Origin of the sequence: Bradyrhizobium sp. (genome assembly GCF_027451485.1) — a bacterium.
In the GTDB taxonomy this organism is placed as follows: domain Bacteria; phylum Pseudomonadota; class Alphaproteobacteria; order Rhizobiales; family Xanthobacteraceae; genus Bradyrhizobium.
Window position 1 is genome coordinate 1 of sequence record NZ_DAIDJE010000148.1, and the last position, 17,230, is coordinate 17,230.

The 17,230-nt window shown below is 64.4% G+C and carries 13 protein-coding genes; 5 read left to right on the forward strand and 8 right to left on the reverse strand.

What is annotated here, in order from left to right; genetic code table 11:
• Positions 1 to 1,017: MFS transporter (locus NEZ08_RS18345; protein WP_298109877.1), on the forward strand; the 1,017-nt coding region annotated here is incomplete at its 5' end.
• 25 nt (positions 1,018 to 1,042) lie between these two features.
• Complete coding sequence (locus tag NEZ08_RS18350; protein WP_298109879.1) at positions 1,043 to 1,207, forward strand: hypothetical protein; 165 nt, start codon at positions 1,043 to 1,045, stop codon at positions 1,205 to 1,207.
• Positions 1,208 to 1,308: 101 nt separating this feature from the next.
• Here the strand turns inward: NEZ08_RS18350 and NEZ08_RS18355 are convergent, their stop codons facing one another.
• The 3 genes from NEZ08_RS18355 to NEZ08_RS18365 all read right to left on the reverse strand — a co-directional run bounded on the left by NEZ08_RS18355 (position 1,309) and on the right by NEZ08_RS18365 (position 6,973).
• Positions 1,309 to 2,514 (reverse strand): CaiB/BaiF CoA-transferase family protein, encoded by a 1,206-nt coding sequence (locus NEZ08_RS18355; RefSeq protein WP_298109882.1) that lies wholly within the window; start codon positions 2,512 to 2,514, stop codon positions 1,309 to 1,311.
• 132 nt (positions 2,515 to 2,646) lie between these two features.
• Complete coding sequence (putA, locus tag NEZ08_RS18360; RefSeq protein ID WP_298109883.1) at positions 2,647 to 5,733, reverse strand: bifunctional proline dehydrogenase/L-glutamate gamma-semialdehyde dehydrogenase PutA; 3,087 nt, start codon at positions 5,731 to 5,733, stop codon at positions 2,647 to 2,649.
• A gap of 79 nt (positions 5,734 to 5,812) precedes the next feature.
• Positions 5,813 to 6,973 carry an OpgC domain-containing protein gene (locus tag NEZ08_RS18365; RefSeq protein ID WP_298109886.1) on the reverse strand — a complete coding sequence of 387 codons (1,161 nt, stop codon included), beginning with the start codon at positions 6,971 to 6,973 and terminating at the stop codon, positions 5,813 to 5,815.
• Positions 6,974 to 7,677: 704 nt separating this feature from the next.
• On the opposite strand from NEZ08_RS18365, the gene NEZ08_RS18370 reads away from it, so the two are divergent.
• Complete coding sequence (locus NEZ08_RS18370) at positions 7,678 to 9,159, forward strand: glycosyltransferase family 39 protein (RefSeq protein WP_298109929.1); 1,482 nt, start codon at positions 7,678 to 7,680, stop codon at positions 9,157 to 9,159.
• Positions 9,160 to 9,171: 12 nt separating this feature from the next.
• Here NEZ08_RS18370 and NEZ08_RS18375 read toward each other — a convergent pair whose 3' ends face one another.
• Positions 9,172 to 10,209 carry a YcjF family protein gene (locus NEZ08_RS18375; protein ID WP_298109889.1) on the reverse strand — a complete coding sequence of 346 codons (1,038 nt, stop codon included), beginning with the start codon at positions 10,207 to 10,209 and terminating at the stop codon, positions 9,172 to 9,174.
• Positions 10,206 to 11,681: a YcjX family protein gene (locus NEZ08_RS18380; protein WP_298109891.1), complete on the reverse strand. Its 1,476-nt coding sequence runs from the start codon at positions 11,679 to 11,681 to the stop codon at positions 10,206 to 10,208. The genes NEZ08_RS18375 and NEZ08_RS18380 overlap by 4 nt, the downstream gene beginning before the upstream one ends.
• Before the next feature lie 255 nt (positions 11,682 to 11,936).
• Here NEZ08_RS18380 and NEZ08_RS18385 point away from each other — a divergent pair, with 255 nt between their 5' ends.
• Together NEZ08_RS18385 and NEZ08_RS18390 are read left to right on the forward strand one after the other, a co-directional pair.
• Positions 11,937 to 12,632: a hemolysin III family protein gene (locus tag NEZ08_RS18385; protein ID WP_298109894.1), complete on the forward strand. Its 696-nt coding sequence runs from the start codon at positions 11,937 to 11,939 to the stop codon at positions 12,630 to 12,632.
• A gap of 28 nt (positions 12,633 to 12,660) precedes the next feature.
• Positions 12,661 to 13,455: an SDR family oxidoreductase gene (locus tag NEZ08_RS18390; protein ID WP_298109897.1), complete on the forward strand. Its 795-nt coding sequence runs from the start codon at positions 12,661 to 12,663 to the stop codon at positions 13,453 to 13,455.
• A 64-nt stretch (positions 13,456 to 13,519) separates the two neighbouring features.
• Here the strand turns inward: NEZ08_RS18390 and mdlC are convergent, their stop codons facing one another.
• The 3 genes from mdlC to NEZ08_RS18405 form a co-directional block, all read right to left on the reverse strand.
• Positions 13,520 to 15,148 carry a benzoylformate decarboxylase gene (gene mdlC / locus NEZ08_RS18395; protein WP_298109900.1) on the reverse strand — a complete coding sequence of 543 codons (1,629 nt, stop codon included), beginning with the start codon at positions 15,146 to 15,148 and terminating at the stop codon, positions 13,520 to 13,522.
• Between the two features lie 109 nt (positions 15,149 to 15,257).
• Positions 15,258 to 16,106, reverse strand: a complete 849-nt coding sequence (locus NEZ08_RS18400; RefSeq protein WP_298109903.1) for a MaoC family dehydratase N-terminal domain-containing protein — start codon at positions 16,104 to 16,106, stop codon at positions 15,258 to 15,260.
• Positions 16,103 to 17,230: a CaiB/BaiF CoA-transferase family protein gene (locus NEZ08_RS18405; RefSeq protein ID WP_298109906.1), complete on the reverse strand. Its 1,128-nt coding sequence runs from the start codon at positions 17,228 to 17,230 to the stop codon at positions 16,103 to 16,105. Before NEZ08_RS18405 ends, NEZ08_RS18400 begins: the two co-directional genes overlap by 4 nt.

Consider the following 17,230-nt stretch of genomic DNA (forward strand, 5'->3'; position numbering starts at 1 on the left):
GGCCTCGGCCTCGGCGGCGCGATGCCGAATACGGTTGCGCTCACTGCCGAATTCGCCCCGCATCGCCGCCGCGCCACCATGGTGATGGTGATGTTCGTCGGTTTTTCGATCGGGGCTGCGCTCGGCGGGTTTCTTGCTGCGGCGCTGATTCCGCATTTTGGCTGGCGATCGGTGTTCGTGGTCGGGGGTGTGGCTCCGCTGCTGCTGGCGCCCATGCTCCGGTTTTGCTTGCCGGAGTCGGCGCGATTGCTGGCACTGACCGGCCGCGCCAACGCGCGGCTCGCAGCGTTACTTTCCCGCATCAATGGGAGCGCCGGCTTTACGGAGACCACGCGCTTCGTCGTGAAAGAGCCGGAGCTGAGGGGCGTTCCGGTCCAGCATCTGTTCAGCGATGGAAGAGCGCTGGCCACGCTGCTTCTGTGGATTGTGTTCTTCATGAGCCTGCTCAACCTGTATCTCCTGTCGAGTTGGCTGCCGACGGTGCTGAATGATCTCGGGGCTTCGGTCTCTGCTGCGGCCGTGACCGGTTCGATGTTCCAGGTTGGCGGCGTCCTTGGCACCGTCGCGCTTGGCGGGATCATCGACCGCTTCTCGTTCCGCGCGCTGGCGCTGGTCTATTTCATCGCGGTCTTCGCCGTCGGAGCGATAGGTCAGCTCGGACATTCCGCTATTCCTGTCACCATCGCGATCTTCATGGCCGGCTTCTGCATCGTCGGCGGACAGATCGCCGCCAATGCGCTGGCAGCCGGGTTTTATCCCACATCGGTCCGGGCCACCGGCGTCGGGTGGGCGCTCGGGGTGGGGCGTGTTGGTTCGATCGTCGGACCGTCGGTAGGCGGCATCCTGCTCAGCCTCGAATGGAGCGTGAGTGAACTTTTCCTGACGGCGGCGCTTGCTGCGCTGTGTGCGGCGCTGGCGGCGTTCTCGCTGGGGCGCCTGGCGGGATTAGGCGGAAGCGAGAACGGCGCACGGGACCCCGCGTCGCTTGAGGCCGTGTCCGGGCTCAGGCTAGATTAGGACCAGCCACCGCAGGAGATGGGCCGTGACCGATCCGACCGGGGAAAGCAAAGAGCGCAATCGCGAGATCGCCGCCAACGAAAGTGCCAGGCAAAACGTCAGCGCCATCCGCCTCAGCACCTGGGCGATTGCGGTGGCCGTGATCATCGGAATTGCGGTGTTTGGCTGGGTTTTCGTCCACCATAGATGACCGACGCCCGCGTCTTGGGCTTGACCGGCCAGGCATCTTGAAACGTCTTTTTCGGAGATGGACGGGCTGCGGGGTTGCGCCCGGCAGCGATGGTTCGGGGCTCAGCCCACTGCGCCCGAGGTTTTAAGGCTTCGGATCGCAGCCTCATCATAGCCGGCCTCGCGCAGGACTTCCTCACTGTGCTCGCCGATGTCAGGTGGGCGTTTCGGTTTGACCTTCTCGCTGCCGTCGACCCAGATCGGGCTGTTGATCGTGAGCATGGTATCGTTCTCGAACGGCAACAGCACCTCGTTCTCGATCATCTGCTTGTCGTTTGGAATGTCATCGAGAATACCGACCACGCCGAAGACGAGACCGTTGCCGTCGAGCGCGGCGCGCCATTCGGCGAGGTCACGCGTGGCGAACACCTGATCGAAGATCGCGATCAATTCCAGCGAGCGCGCGTGGCGGTCAGGCTTGGTGGCGAACCGCGGATCGTTGATCAGGTCTTCGCGGCCCAGACAGCGGGCAAGCGTCGGCCATTGCCGCTCCTCGTTGAGCAAAGACAGGATCAGCCAGCGGCCGTCCTTGCAGCGGTAGTGGTTGGTCACTGCGTTCAGCGCGCGCTCGCGAGGCCGCCGTTCCTGGAACTGCGCGCCGCAGAGCTTGGCCTGCGCCAAAACGCCGGCCGCCCACAGACCGTTCGCCATCAGGTTCGACGAAACATGCGAGCCCTCGCCGGTGCGCTCGCGCTTGTACAGGGCGGTGACGATCGCACCGTAGAATGCCATCGCGCAGGGATGGTCGCCCATGCCGGGGATCGATCGCGCCGGGGTCGTATTCTCGTCCGCGCGCACGAGGTCCATCAGGCCTGAGCGCGCCCAATAGGCGTTGCTGTCGAAGCCCGGCTTGTCGGCTTCAGCACCCTTCTCTCCGTATCCGGTGAACGACGCATAGATCAGCCGCGGATTCTTCGGCCTGATCTCTTCATAGGTGATGCCGAGACGCTTGCGAACGCCGGGCGGAAAATTGGTGATGAACACATCCGCCTCGGCCGCCAACCGATACAACACTTCGCGCCCCTCGGGCTTGGAGAGATCGAGCGCCAGACTTCGCTTGTTGCGTCCCTCGAGCAACCAGGCGAAATTATGCGGGCTGATCGGATATCCCGGCAGTTTCGGCAGGACACGGTAGGGATCGCCGGTTCCCGGCGGCTCGATCTTGATCACGTCAGCGCCGAAGTCCGACAGCACGGTGGCCGCCGCGGGCGCGGCAATGAAACTCGCGCAATCGAGAACCTTTAAGCCTTCGAAGATGCCGCCTGCCATGATCAAACCGCTTCGTGTTGCCGCCTTATTCCGTGCAATGGAACGCCATCGCGCGCTAGTGTGACTAGGTCACCGGTTTTGATCGATAAAGATGGTGGATGCAACGGTCGTTTGCGCCGCTCTGGGTCGCGCCTATTCCTCGCCCGACAGCAGCGCGGCATTGCCACCGGCGGCAGCGGTGTTGATGGTGACCGTCTGCTCGGTTGCAAAGCGCATCAGATAATGCGGGCCGCCGGCCTTGGGGCCGGTGCCGGACAGGCCGAAGCCGCCAAATGGCTGCACGCCAACCACAGCGCCGATCATGTTGCGGTTGACATAGACGTTGCCGGTCGCGAGCCGGCCGGCGGCGGCATCGATCACATCGTCGATCCGCGAATGGATGCCGAGCGTCAGGCCGTAGCCGGTGCGCTCGATCGATGACAGAACCTCGCCGAGCCGGCCCGCGCCGTAGCGCACCACGTGCAGGATCGGGCCGAACACTTCTTCAGTCAGTTGGCTGGCGCTCGCCAGTTCGAAGACATGCGGCGCGACATACTGGCCGTCAGGCGCATGGCCTGCAAAATGGACGCGCGCCTCGCGCTTCATCCGCGCGATATGTGTTTCAAGCTTTCGCTTGGCCTCGGCGTCGATGACGGGGCCGATATGGGTGGCGGGATCAGACGGGGCGCCGATCTTCAGTTCGCGCGCGGCGCCGGCGATCATGTCGATCATGCGGTCGGCGACTTCTTCCTGCGCGAACAGGATCCGCAGTGCCGAGCAGCGCTGTCCGGCCGAGCGGAATGCGGAGGCGAGCACGTCGTCGGCGACCTGTTCGGGCAATGCGGTCGCATCCACGATCATGGCGTTGATGCCGCCAGTCTCGGCAATCAAGGGCACGATCGGGCCGTTCTTGGCGGCCAGGGCGCGGTTGATGGCGCGTGCGACCTCGGTCGAGCCGGTGAAGACGACGCCGGCGACGTCGGGGTGGGCAACGAGGGCTTCGCCGATGCGGCCATCGCCGGGCAGAAAGTGCAGCGCGGAAGCCGGCATGCCGGCATCGTGCAACAGGCGGACGGCTTCGAAGGCGATCAGCGGGGTCTGTTCGGCGGGTTTGGCCACCACGGCGTTTCCCGCCATCAGCGCCGCGGTAACCTGGCCTAAAAAAATCGCCAGCGGGAAATTCCAGGGCGAAATCGCGAGGAATACGCCGCGGCCCCGCCAGCGCAGGATGTTGCTCTCGCCGGTCGGCCCCGGCATGGCTTCGTCCCGGCGGAAGTGATCGCGGCCCTGGGCTGCATAGTAGCGGCAGAAGTCGGCGGCTTCGCGAACCTCGGAAATGGCATCATCGAGCGTCTTGCCGCCTTCCCGCTGTAGCAGTGCGATGAAATGTGCCGCGCGCTGTTCGAGGATATCGGCGGCGCGCTCGATATGACGGGCGCGTATTGCGGCCGGCGTGCGGCTCCAGCGCAGAAATCCGGCGCGCGCGGCCATGATCGCCGCCTTCGCGTTTTCCGATGTTGGATCGATCACGTTTCCAACGGGCGTTGCAGGATCGGCGGGACCGAACACCGGCCGTGCCTTGCCGGCTTCCGGCTTGCCATCGACGAGAGGAGCCGCGGCGATGAGCGCGGTTTCGGACTTGATCGCGGCGAGCATCGGCTCCAGCTCGGCCCGGTTGCCGAATTCCAGGCCGCGCGAGTTTTTCCGCTGCGGACCGTAGAGGTCGGGCGGAAGCGGAATATTCGGGTGACGGGCGTTTTTCGCCGCGTCGATGATGTCGGCCGGACGCCGCAGCAGTCTCGCCGCCGGCACGGCCTTGTCGGCGGCGAGCGCCACGAAAGAAGAGTTGGCGCCGTTCTCCAGCAGGCGCCGCACCAGATAGGCGAGAAGATCGCGGTGGCTGCCGACGGGCGCATAGGTGCGGCACGCGAGGTTCGGATGATCGGCGAGCAGTTGCGCATAAAGAGCTTCGCCCATGCCGTGGAGTCGCTGTAATTCGAAGCCGCCTTCGCGACCTGCAAGCTCAAGCACGGTTGCGACCGTCAGCGCATTGTGGGTGGCAAATTGCGGAAACAGCCGGGGCCTCAAGCCTAGCAGTTGCTCCGCGCAGGCAATATAGTTGAGGTCCGTCATCGCCTTGCGCGTGAACACGGGATAGTCTGCCAGTCCGCGCTCCTGCGCACGCTTGATCTCGGTGTCCCAATAGGCGCCCTTGACGAGCCGCACCATCATGCGGCGGTTCAGCGCCGTTGCGAGTTTGTTCGCGTAAGCGATGACCGCGTGAGCGCGCTTCTGGTAGGCTTGAACGGCAAGGCCAAAACCGTCCCAGCCGGCGAACGACGGATCGGAAAACGCCGCCGCAATCACTTCCAGCGACAGCTCAAGCCGGTCTGCTTCCTCCGCGTCGATGGTGAGGTTGAGGTTGTAGCCTCGCGCACGGCGCGCCAGATCGATTAGCCGTGGCACCAACTCGCTCAGCACGCGCTCGCGGCTCAACGCCTCGAAGCGCGGATGCAGCGCCGACAGCTTGATGGAAATGCCGGGCCGGTCGGGCAGGGGATGATTTCCGGCGCCGGCGCCGATCGCATCGATCGCGCTGGCATAGGCCGCAAAATAACGTTCCGCGTCGGCTGCGGTGCGCGCACCTTCGCCCAGCATGTCGAAGGAGTAACGCAGCGCAGCTTCCGGGTGCGCCCGCGCCAGCGCGGCCTCGATAGTTTCGCCGAGCACGAAGTGGCTGCCCATCAGCCGCATTGCCTGCCGCGTCGCGGCGCGCACCGCAGGTGCCCCGAGGCGCTTCACCAGCCGGCCGATGGTCCCGTCCGGTGTTTCGCCCGGCTGGATCACCCGCGCCGACATGCCAAGCGCCCAGGCCGAGGCATTGACGAGGAACGCGCTCGACTTGGTTTCGTGATGAATGAAATCGCCCTCGCCCAGCTTGTCTTCGATGAAGCGGTCGGCGGTGTCCGCGTCCGGCACGCGCAGCAGCGCTTCGGCCAGCACCATCAACGCAAGGCCCTCTTTGGTGGAGAGTGCGAATTCGCGCAGGAGATCCTCGACGCCGCCGAGCCGGTCTTCGCTGGCGCGGATGGCGCCGATCAGCCGCGTCGCTGTCCGGTCGATCCGCGCCTCGCGGGTCGCGTCAAGGCGCGGGACCTCGAGCAGGCGCTTCGCGATGGCAATATCGTCCGGCGCGTAGTCAGCTTCGAACGCCGGAATAGAAGCGGGTTCGGACCTCATCCGAAAGCTCCGATGCACGGTTTGTCTGAAGCATACAATCAAGCCGGCTCCGAAGGAATCGGCTTGCGCGCGCCGCCGCCTATCGGATTCCCAGCGATGGCGCCCCGCCCAGCGGCGCAAGTGAGTGCCCATCCTGCCGCTTCGACCAGGATACATAGCTTGCGACCAGCATCATGATCACGATGCCTGACAGGCTGACCATGATCTGCTGGGTGATCGAGCCGGAACCGGTGAGCAGGATAAAATGGCCCGCGAAGGAGAGGAAGACGCCGGCGCAGAACACGGGCAGCGCCTGTTCGCCGCAGACGATCAGTGGCCTGAAGGCCGGGTTGGTGAGCCCGTGCCAGTCTTTCGGGATCAGCCGCGTGGCGAACAGCGCGACGATCACGAAATGCAGGATGCGGTACGGGGCAAGATTGGCCCGGTCATTCGTCAGCAAGCCGTCGTGCAGCCAGGCAGGAAAAGCATCGCCAAGTGCGGGAAACCGGCCGGCGATCGTCACGGCAAACGCCAGGATGAGGTAAGCCAGGCCGAGATAGGCCCATGCCGGCGAGCGGAATTGCGCGCGAAGCCGGCTCGCGCCGCCGAGCGCGCACCAGGCGCCGAGCACGAACAGCAATTGCCAGCAGAATGGGTTGAGGTACCAGCTTCCGTCCGGAAACGCCGACAAGGTCCATTCGAATTGTCGGGCGGCGAGATAGAGTGCGACCGAGGCAGCGAGCGCAAAATCCGGAAGGCGCAACATCAGCCACAGCATGAACGGAAAACACGCCATCAACGCCACCGCGAGCTGGAGCAGGTCGAGATTCAGCGCCCTGGATTGCAGCAGCAGGCCATGCGCCACGGTGCGGACCGGATCGGTCAGCAGGCCGGGCATATTGAACTGATAGATGATGTCCGGTGCGGCATAACGGCTGGCGGCGTCGCCGATCGACACGGCATAGATCGCAAACAATACGATGAACGCGGCATAGAGCTGCCAGGCGCGTTTCAACACCCGGGTCGTACCCACGATAGCGCCACGGTCCAGCATGATGGGCGCGTAGGTGAGCGCCGCGGCATAGCCGATGATGAACACGAACACATCGCCAGCGCCGCTGAAGCCCAAGTTACGGAGCGAGATCCAGCTCACGGCATTGTTGGGAATGTGGTCCAGAAAGATGAACCAGTTCGCCAGACCGAGAAACAGGTAGAGTCTCGCGTCGCGCGAATGGCGCACGAGAGCGGCATCGGCATTCATAGCGTTAATTCGTGGATTTCAGAAAGGTTAAGGCGTGCTGCCTCGGGGGATACCGCGTGACCTAGTGCGCCGCGCCGCGGCCTGCAACCGGGCTCGCCATCATGTGAGCCATGCGTGATCATCGGCGGTGCTCATCGTAAAGCCTCGCGAACGGACACGAAGTCGTGAGGGGGGGAGTTTCCGGGATACGTCACCGCGAATCAAATCGCATTGTCGAGGGCATCGTTGACAGGCGATTCGATCGAGGAGAGGCGACCGATCAAAGGCCGAGGGTCGCTGCGTTTGCGCCATACTTCATGATCAAGGCGAGAACGATCGCGAGCAGAATGATGAAAAGAATTCGCCGTTTCATGGCGCGATTCTCGCACCGGCGGCGCTCAAGTCAATGTCAAGTCAATTCCGCCAGGCGACGGCGCTGAGCGAAAGAGCGGCAACGGATGCAATCGTCAATTTGCCAGGGCACTATGGCCTTCCCGAATGTGCACGGCAGTCGCGCGTTGCAGTTTGACCCCCTGCCGGTCAGTCGGGCGGCCCTGCCGGATTGACGCCGGTGTGAGCCACGCAGGGGACGTTGACACTCCTGCCGGAGTCGGGGAGAAAGCGCTGTGACCATGGCGCCTCACGATCACTTCGGCGTAGGTGCGGAAAAGTCCGCTCCGAGTGCCGCCAGACCCTGGGTTGGCGTCGTCGCGCTGGTCGCGGCGATGACGGTGTTGCGTGCGGTCTATGCCGGCTTTACCGATCTCAGGACCGACGAGGCCTATTACTGGACCTGGTCGAACGAACACGTCCTTTCGTTCCTCGACCACCCGCCCATGGTCGCCTGGTTCGTCCGCTTTGGCACCGCGATCTTCGGTGACAGCAGTTTCGGCGCCCGGTTCGCGGGGCTGATCGCGATGCTCGCGACGGAGGGACTGCTCGCTGATATCGTCTGGCGCGTCACGCGCGATGTCCGCGCGGCGATCATCGTGATCGCGATGATGGAGGCGTCCCTCTATTTCGGGATGCTGATGACCAAGGTGGGGCCGGACGTCCCGCTGGTGCTGTTCGCGACCGCTATGGCGTGGGCGCTGGTCCGGCTTGCCGAGAGCGGCGATGCGCGCTGGTGGCTTGCAGCGGGCGCGTTTGCGGGGCTCGCGGCATTGTCGAAATTCACCGTGGCTTTGCTGGTGCCGGCCGTGCTGGCGTTCATGTGGGTACCGGCCTGGCGCGGACGCTGGCTGCGCAGCCCCTATCCCTGGGCAGCAGCGGTGATCGCTGTGCTGGTGTTCACGCCCGTGCTGGTCTGGAACATGCAGCACGACTGGGCCTCGTTTCGCTTTCAGGCGGTGCGGGTAACGGCGTCCCATCCGTTGACGTTCCGCGCGCTTGGTGAATTCATCGGTATGCAGTTCGGGCTCGTCGGCTTTTTGCTGCTTCCGGTCGTCCTGACCGGCGTCGTCTTGACGGCGTGGCGCGGCTACCGAAAGCAGGATCCGGTTGCCATCCTGCTGTCGACGGCTGTTCTCGTTCCCCTGCTTTATTTTCTGTGGAAATCGCTGAGTCTGCGGGTCGGCGATACCTGGCCGACCTTCATCTGGCCGTTCGGATTCGCGGCATGCGCGATCAATCTCGTGGCCATGCGTCAGGAAGGTTGGTCCGCAGCCTTTGTCGCAACGTCATGGCGATGGGCGAGGGTGGCGATCGTCTCCGGTGTCGCCTTCGTGGTCGCGGTCATCTTCTACTATCTCTTTGCGCCCTTTAATCTCATCGGCCATACCGATCCGGTCGGCGCCGAGGCCGGATACCGGCCGCTGATCGCGCGCACCGAGGCCGAACTGCGAAAGACTGGCGCGACCTGGATCGCCACGACGAATTATCGCACCTATTCGATGCTGCGCTTCTTTTTCCGTAACCGCGTGCCGGTGGTGCAGATCAACGAGCGCGGGCGATATCAGGGCTTTCGTCCGCCCGATATGAGCCGGATCGCTGGCCATATCGGTCTCTATGTCGGGCGCGAACCTGAAGATAAGGCCATCGATCTATGGACGGCGATTCCGGCCAAGCGCGAGCCGCTTGAGCGGGTCGATCGGGTCTGGCGCGGGGTCGTGATGGACACTTATGCGATCGAAAAATTTTCGGGCTGGACGCCGGAGCTTTCGCCGCCCGAGGACTCGCCGCTGTTCGGCTGGCGCTGGCTGGCGTAACGGGCGCCCAAGTCACGCCTCGTCGGCTTCATCGCGCTTGCGCAGGAGATCCTTTGCCAGATCCGTGAGTGCCGGTCGCGGCAGGGAGGTGAATGGCAGCGGCCGCGTGAGATCGATCGCGGCCAGGCCCAGTCTGGCGGTCAACAGCCCATTGAGGAGGCCTTCGCCTAACCGCTCAGACAGCTTGGCGGCGAGGCCATGGCCGAGCACCTGCTGGATGACGCTGTCGCTCGCCGCCATGCCGCCCGTGATCGCAAGATGCGCCAGCACCTGGCGCATCAGCTTGATCAGGCCGAGCGTGCCGGGCCTCCCGCCATAGAGCAGCGCCAGTTGGCGGATCAGGCGAAGCGAGACTGCGAAGACGAAGGCGATGTCGAACAGAGCGCGCGGGCTGAGCGCGGTGACCAGCGAGACGCGTTGGGCCGCGGCTGAAATCAGAAGCCGCGCCTCCCGATCGAGAGGGGTCATCAGTTCGCGTTCGGCGAGACGAATCATGTCGGCGCCGTCGATGATGTCGCCCGAGTGATGGGTCAGTGTGGCGCGCGCACGCGCCAGATGCGGGTTCTGATGGGCGATCTTGAGCAGATCGCGCAGCACATTGCGGCTTTCGCGGCGGTCGTCGCTGGCCAGCACCGCGGCGGCGCGCCGATGCAGATGTTCGATGGTCGCAAGCCGCATCAGACCGGCTGCCTCCCGCGCGCCGATGACCAGGAATGACGCGATTGCGATCGACGTCAGCCCGAGCCCCAATACGCCCAGGCTGTCACTGCGCGCAAACAGGTTCTCGATCAGCTGCGTGACGCCAAGGCCGGCGGCGAGCAGCGCCAACCCGCCGACCGCGCCCCAGAACAGCGCGCCCCAGCGGAAGCGTTGTCCCGACGGAACGATGGTCGGATCGACCGCGACAGGCAGCTGCGGCGCTTCGCTTTCCGGCGTGATGCGGATCGTGCCGCGCGAGGGGCGGCTCTCTTCGTCCGGATCAGTCACGACGACGTTGGCATCGTCGAGCTTGAAGGTCGCAGGCCGGCGGTAAGAGGCGCGCTTGCTCATTGCAGACGGTCTCCGATCAAAAATTGCAGCGCCCGGTCAAGCCGGATGTGAGGCAACGCCAGGGCTTCCTCGCCATCCCGGCCGTCGCGCACGAGATGCGGCGGACGGAAGCGCAAGAAGCGAAAGTCGGCATCGCTTTGCGCGCTGGCAAGCCCGCGAAAGGCGCTCTCCCCCTCGAACAGGGTTTCCGGATTTTCCGGCAACTCTCCGGGAAAGGTGGCAACCTCGGTGTTGCCGTCAAAGATTTCGCCGTCGGCCTTTTCGCCTGCGATCGGCGTTCCCAGGATCGACGGCAGGGTTTCCCGCTTGCGCGTCACCTGTGCTTCGCGCGTGGCGCGGACGGCAGCGAGCGCCACCACATCGATGGCTGCGCCGGTGTCTTCCGCCCGCATCATCGCATGCGAAACCGCGCGCTTCAGCACCGCCTCCAGGCGGTCATGGCTCGAATGGTGCAGATGATCGGCCTTGGTGGCGGCAAACAGGATGCGGTCGATCCTGGGGCGGAACAACGCGTTGAGGAAGGTGCCGCGGCCGACCCGGAAACATTCGAGAATGCCGGCCATCGCAGCCTCGAGGTCAAACAGCGCGCTCGGTCCCGAATTGATCGCGGCGAGCGCATCGACCAGCACCACCTGGCGGTCAAGCCGCGCGAAGTGATCGCGGAAGAACGGCCGCACCACGATATCCTTGTAGGACTGGTAACGACGTCGCATCATCGCCCACAGCGATCCTTCCGGAGCGGTGCCGTCTTGTGGAACCTCGAGAGGCGCGAAGGTCAAAGCCGGGGAACCGGCAAGGCTGCCCGGCATCAGGAAGCGGCCGGGCGGCAGCAGGCTCATGGCAAAGCGCTCGTCACGGCAGGCGCGCAGATAATCGGTGAACAGCCGCGCCGATGTCAGCGCCGCCTGTTCGTCGGCGGGCGCATCGGCCCTCAAGCCTGCAAGATAGGCGTGCCAGGCGGGAGCAAGGGGGCTGCGAGCGTTGCCGCGCGACAGCTCCAGGCTCTCATTGGCCCATTGCTCGTAGCTCTTGTTGAGCAGCGGCAGGTCGAGCAGCCATTCGCCGGGATAGTCCACGATGTCGAGCGTGAGCGTGCGTTCGGCGCCACTCGCGCGCTGATAGTCGATCACAAGACGCAGTTCGCTGATGTCCACGGTCGAATTCGGCCAGGCGCGCTCGTCGATCAGCGTATGGACATGGCGCTCATAGTCGAAGCGCGGCACGGCATCGTCGGGCTGCGGCTCCAGATGGGCGCGGGCGATCCGTCCCGAGGCCAGCGGTTCGAATACCGGAAAGCGCCCGCCGCGCGTCAGGCCATGGATCAGGGCGGTGATGAACACGGTTTTGCCGGCGCGTGAAAGGCCGGTGATGCCGAGCCGCAGCGTCGGATTGAACAGGCCTTCGCTGAAATCGATCAGCGCGCGCGCCGAGATGCGCGCCTCTTCCACCATGTCGGAAAAATCAAAGGCCATCGGTGGCGTGCAAAAACCCGACAAAAAACGGCAATTTTACCAAAGCCGGTCTTAAAAGTGGCGATTGGTGCGCCAAAATCAAGCTTTCACATTTACGACGCGATTTCCGGCTAGTACCCCGATCAGGGATCGAGGCACGACAAGCCCGGTACGAAGGCGGCGAATTCGTTCAGGGACCGTGGGGGGACTCGCCGCTTAGGGGATCGTTGATCTGATCAAGGTAGTATCTGTTTCATTGAAGAAGCTGTGCCCGTTATGACCGTCTTCAGATTGAAGCAGCTCGCCTCGACTTCGGCCCATGCGGCGGCCGGCGCTATCCGCTGGAACTACGACCGCGCCGAGCTGATTGCCGATGGTGTCGTTCATGGCATCGGCGTGTTCTCTGCGCTGATCGCCGTCACCGTGCTGATCGTGCTGGCGGCGGTGTTCGCCTCGGCCTATGCGGTGGTCACCGTTTCCGTTTATGCCGCAGGCCTGCTGGCGATGCTCGGCTTCTCCGCGGCCTATAACCTCTGGCCGATTTCTCAGCGGAAATGGCTGCTGCGCCGCTTCGACCACTCGGCGATCTACGTCCTGATCGCCGCGACCTATACGCCGATTTTCGCGCAGTTGCAGGACCGCGTCTTTGCGATGTCCCTGCTTGCGGGCGTCTGGGGCGTGGCGGCGATCGGCATCGCGGTGAAGCTGATTTTCCCCGGCCGTTTCGACCGCCTTGCGGTCGGGCTTTATCTCGCGATGGGCTGGAGCGGCATCATCGCCTATGATGCCGGTCTTTCCTCGCTGCCGAAGCTGGCGCTCTGGTTCATCCTCGCCGGTGGCCTGCTCTACAGTTTTGGAGTAATCTTCCACGCATGGCAACGATTGCGCTTCCAGAACGTGATCTGGCATTGTTTCGTGCTGCTCGGCGCTGCGTGCCATTATACGGCCGTGCTGGACTTGGTCCTGGCCTAAGATCGATCCTCGAAACCCAGGTTTTGCAATGCAGGTGAACGGCAAAGTCGTCGTCGTCACTGGCGGCGCCAACGGCATCGGCCGGGCGCTGTGCGAGGCGTTTCACCGCGCCGGCGCCGCCAAGGTGGTCGTGGCCGATCTCGATGTCGCGGGTGCGCGGAAGATCGCGGCTTCGCTCGACGGGGCGGCATTCAAATGCGACGTCGCGCAGGAGAAGGATATTCTTCATGTCATCGAGGAGACCGAACGGCTGTTTGGTCCCATCGCGTTGTTCTGCTCCAACGCCGGCATCGGCGCCGGCTTCGATCCGCTGTCAGTGAATGCCGGCGGCACCTCGGACGAGCCGTTCGCGCGAAGCTGGGCCATTCACGTCATGGCGCATGTCTATGCGGCACGGCATCTCGTCCCACGGTTCAAGGCGCGCGGCGGCGGCTACTTCCTCAACACGATTTCCGCCGCCGGGCTGTTGTCGCAGATCGGAAGCCCCGCCTATTCCACCACCAAACATGCGGCGGTGGGCTTTGCCGAGAATCTCGCGATCTCGCACAGAGCCGACGGCATCAGGGTATCGATCCTGTGCCCGCAAGGCGTCGAAACTGACATGCTACGTTCGATTCCGAAGGGGCCGCAATCCGGCGACGGCGACCTGTCGCCGGAACAGGTGGCTGGCGATGCCCTCAAAGGCATCGAGCAGGAGACGTTTTTAATTCTGCCGCACCCGCAAGTACTCGGTTACATGCGCAGGAAGACCGAGGACTATGACCGCTGGATTGGCGGAATGGCCAAGATCCAGGCCAAGCTGCGGGATGAGTTTGGGAAGTAACCAACCCTCATGGTGAGGAGCCCGGGCGGCGACTTCGCCGTCCCGCGCGCGTGACGGTGACCTCTTAGCCATTCCTCGCGTACAGCACCGGCACAACGGAATCGACCAGCACCTCCACGAGGCTGGTGCCATTGTGCGAGAGCGCGCGCTTCAGCGCACCGGCCAACTCCGATGATTTCGTCACCCGTGCCGCATCGCAGCCCATGCCTTCGGCGATCTTCACAAAGTCAAGGCCGGGCATGTCGAGGCCGGGCACCTTGCGCACCTGCATCACCTGACTGAACGAGCGCATCGCGCCATAGCCCTGGTTGTTGATGACGACGACCGTCAGCGGCAGCTTGCGCTGGGCCGCCGTCCACAGCGCCTGGATCGAATACATCGCCGAGCCATCGCCGACAAGGCAGACGGTCCGCACGCCGGGGCGGCCAAGGGCGATGCCGACCGCGGCCGGCAGGCTGTGGCCCAGTCCTCCGCTTGCCATGGTGTAGAAGCTGTCCTGGCCCCGCATCGGCATGAAGTTCTGCATCGCAGGACGATGCGAAGGCGCTTCCTCCACCAGCACGGCGTCGCCCGGCATCGCCAAGTTGAGGCTATGCAGCAGGAACGCTGCGGGGATGGGGTCGGCCGCCTGAGGTGGTGCCGGCAACACTCGGCCTTTCGGCATTGCGCGCTTCGTCTCGCCAGTCGTTTCGAGCAAGGCGGCGAGTGCCGGCCTCATGGTGGCGATGATGCTGGTGCCGGCGGGCGTCACCGCGGCGGCTTCCGCATCGTCGGTGATCTGGAACAGGCGCGTCGCGCCCTCGAAAATCGAGGCGTGTCCTTCGACGTGAAAGGTGAAGACCGGGGCGCCAATCACCACGACCAGATCATACCCGCGCAGCGCCTCCGAGAGCTGACCGGGCGAAGCATGCAGGAAGCCCGCGAATTGCGGGTGGCGTTCCGGAAAGCTGCAGCGCGCCGAGAACGGACTGACCCAGACCGGCGCGCGGGTTTTCTCCGCAAGCCGCACCATCAGTTCGACGGCTTGCGCGCGGTCCACGGCTGGACCGACCACGAAGACGGGCTTCTGGCTTGCGGCAAGCGCATCCGCGAGCCCCTTGACGGCATCGAGATCCGGACCGAGTTCGCGCGTCACGTCGCGCGCCTCGATGGCTTGCGCAGGCTTTTGCCAGTCGTCGATCGGCACCGAGACGAAGGTCGGTCCGCAGGGCGGCTGCATCGCGGTGTAATAGGCGCGCGCAATCGCCGCCGGCACGTCTTCCGCGCGGGCCGGTTCGATGGAAAATTTCACATAGGGTCGTGGAAATTCAGACGCCCGTTCGGCAAACAGAAACGGCTGCAAGGGCAGGAGCGAGCGCGCCTGCTGGCCCGCGGTGATCACGAGCGGGGTCTGGTTGCGATAGGCGGTGAAGATGTTGCCGAGCGCATGTCCGACGCCGGCCGCCGAATGCAGGTTGACGAAGGCGGCATTGCGCGTCGCCTGCGCATAGCCGTCGGCCATGCCGATGACGGAGGCTTCTTGCAACCCGAGCACGTAGTCGATGTCGTCGGGCCAGTCGCTGAGGAACGGCAGTTCGGTCGAACCGGGATTACCGAACACGCGTCTGATGCCGAACGCGCGCAGCAGGTCGAAGGTCGCCTGCTTGACCGTGAGAGGGGCGGAAGTTTTGACCGGCTTGCGCGAAGGTGCCATGTGAGGATGATCCGTCATTGCGAGGAACGGAGCGACGAAGCCATCCGGAATGTCTCCCCGGGGAAGCCTCCGGATTGCTTCGCTACGCTTGCAATGACGGACGTGGCCCTCACCACGTTGCTGTGCCCTTCATGGTCGGCTGACCCAGTGAATTCGCCGTCCAGGTTTCGAGCCCATCAGCCGTCTCATTCGCGTTGACCGAAAACTCGCTGCCCTCGAACAGCGGCTGAAGACCGCGATAGGCGAACTTCTTCGGCACGGCGCCGCGAACTCTGGCGGCGAATTCGATCTGAAGCGCGGCCTGCATCGGCCCGTGGAAGATCAGGCCGGGATAGCCCTCGACCTTGGTGACGTAGTCGCGGTCGTAGTGGATGCGGTGACCGTTGAAGGTCAGCGCCGAATAACGAAACAGCAGCACGGGATCGGCGAAGTGCGTCTCGCGGTGCTTTGCAACTGGCGGCGAACCGGCGGGTTTCGCCGGCGCAGGCGAGGCCGCGGTGACATCGCGATAGACGATATCGTGCCGCTCGCGGATCGCGATGCCGCGCGGCGTCGTCAGCTCATGGTCGACGGCGACAAAGCACAGTTGCCCTGTCGAGCCGCTCTTCAGGCTGACGTCCTTGATGCGAGAGATGCGCTTGACCTCGTCGCCGACGCGCAACGTATCGAAAAACGCAAGCTCGCCGCCCGCCCACATCCGCCGCGGCAACGGCACCGGTGGCAGAAAGCCGCCACGCGCGGGATGGCCGTCGGGGCCGAGCTCGGAAGCCGGCACCACCGCCGGCGCCAGGCACCAGTGCACGGTGAAGGGAGCGGCATCACCGGCCCTGGGTTCGCCGATGGGCAGAAACAGCGTCGCACGCAGCCCCTTGACGAGCTGTGCGGTGACAAGGTCGGTCGCTTCGGTGCTGCGGCCGATCCATTGCCGCAAGTGATCGAGATCTATCTTTTCGGTCATGACGCCTTCCGCGCGGAGCCTTTTTCTGGTGATGCCGGTTGTTCGCCGATCGCGGGCACCGGTCCATAGTGACGCGGCTCGCCGATGAAGATGGCCGCGGGCGCCGGATAGCTCACGAGGCCGTTCGGCGTCTTCACCTCGATCCGCCGCAAGTGCGGGTGATGTGCGAGGTCATCCATGCTGTTGACCTCGGCGAAGGCGATGTCGGCATCCGCCAGGCGCTTGAGCAACTCATCGCGCGTCATCGAAGCAAAGCTCTTGCCGACGATACCATCGGTCAGCGGGCGATTCCTGACGCGTTCCACCATGTTGGACAACCGCGGATCGTTCGGCAGGTCGGGCTGTCCGAGCACCTCGGCGCAGAGTTTCTTCCACTCGCGCTCGCTCTGGATCGAGATCAAAATGTCCTTGCCGTCGCTGGAGCGGAATACGCCGTAGGGCGCGATCGAGGGATGGGCGAGGCCAATTCTTTTTGGAGGTTGCCCGGCTTCCGAATTGATCAATGGCACGGTCATCCAGTCGGCCATCACGTCGAACATCGAGATGCGGATATCGGCGCCCTTGCCGGTTTTCGAGCGCCCGATCAGCGCCTCAAGGATCGAGGCATGGGCCGTGGCGCCGGTCGCGATATCGACGATCGACAGTCCGACGCGCGAAGGGCCTTCCGGTCCGCCGGTGATCGAGGCGAGCCCGCTTTCGGCCTGGATCAACAGATCATAGGCCTTGCGGTGCGCATAGGGGCCATCGTCGCCGTAGCCGGTGATGGTGCAGCAGATCAGCCGCGGATAGTCCCTCTTGAGCCGATCGAGCGAAAAGCCCAGCTTGTCCATCGAGCCGGGCTTGAGATTTTGCAGCAGCACGTCGGCGCCGGCGATCAGCCGTTCCAGCTCAGTGCGGCCGTCCTGGGTGGCGAGGTCGACGACGGCGGAATCCTTGCCGCGATTGAGCCAGACGAAATAGCTGCTTTGGCCTTTGGCGGCGGCGTCATAGCCGCGGGCGAAGTCGCCCTCGGGGCGTTCCACCTTGATGACGTGGGCGCCGGCATCCGCGAGGCGCGACGAGCAGAACGGCGCAGCCACGGCCTGTTCGACGGCGATGACGGTTATTCCCTCGAGCGGCAGCAT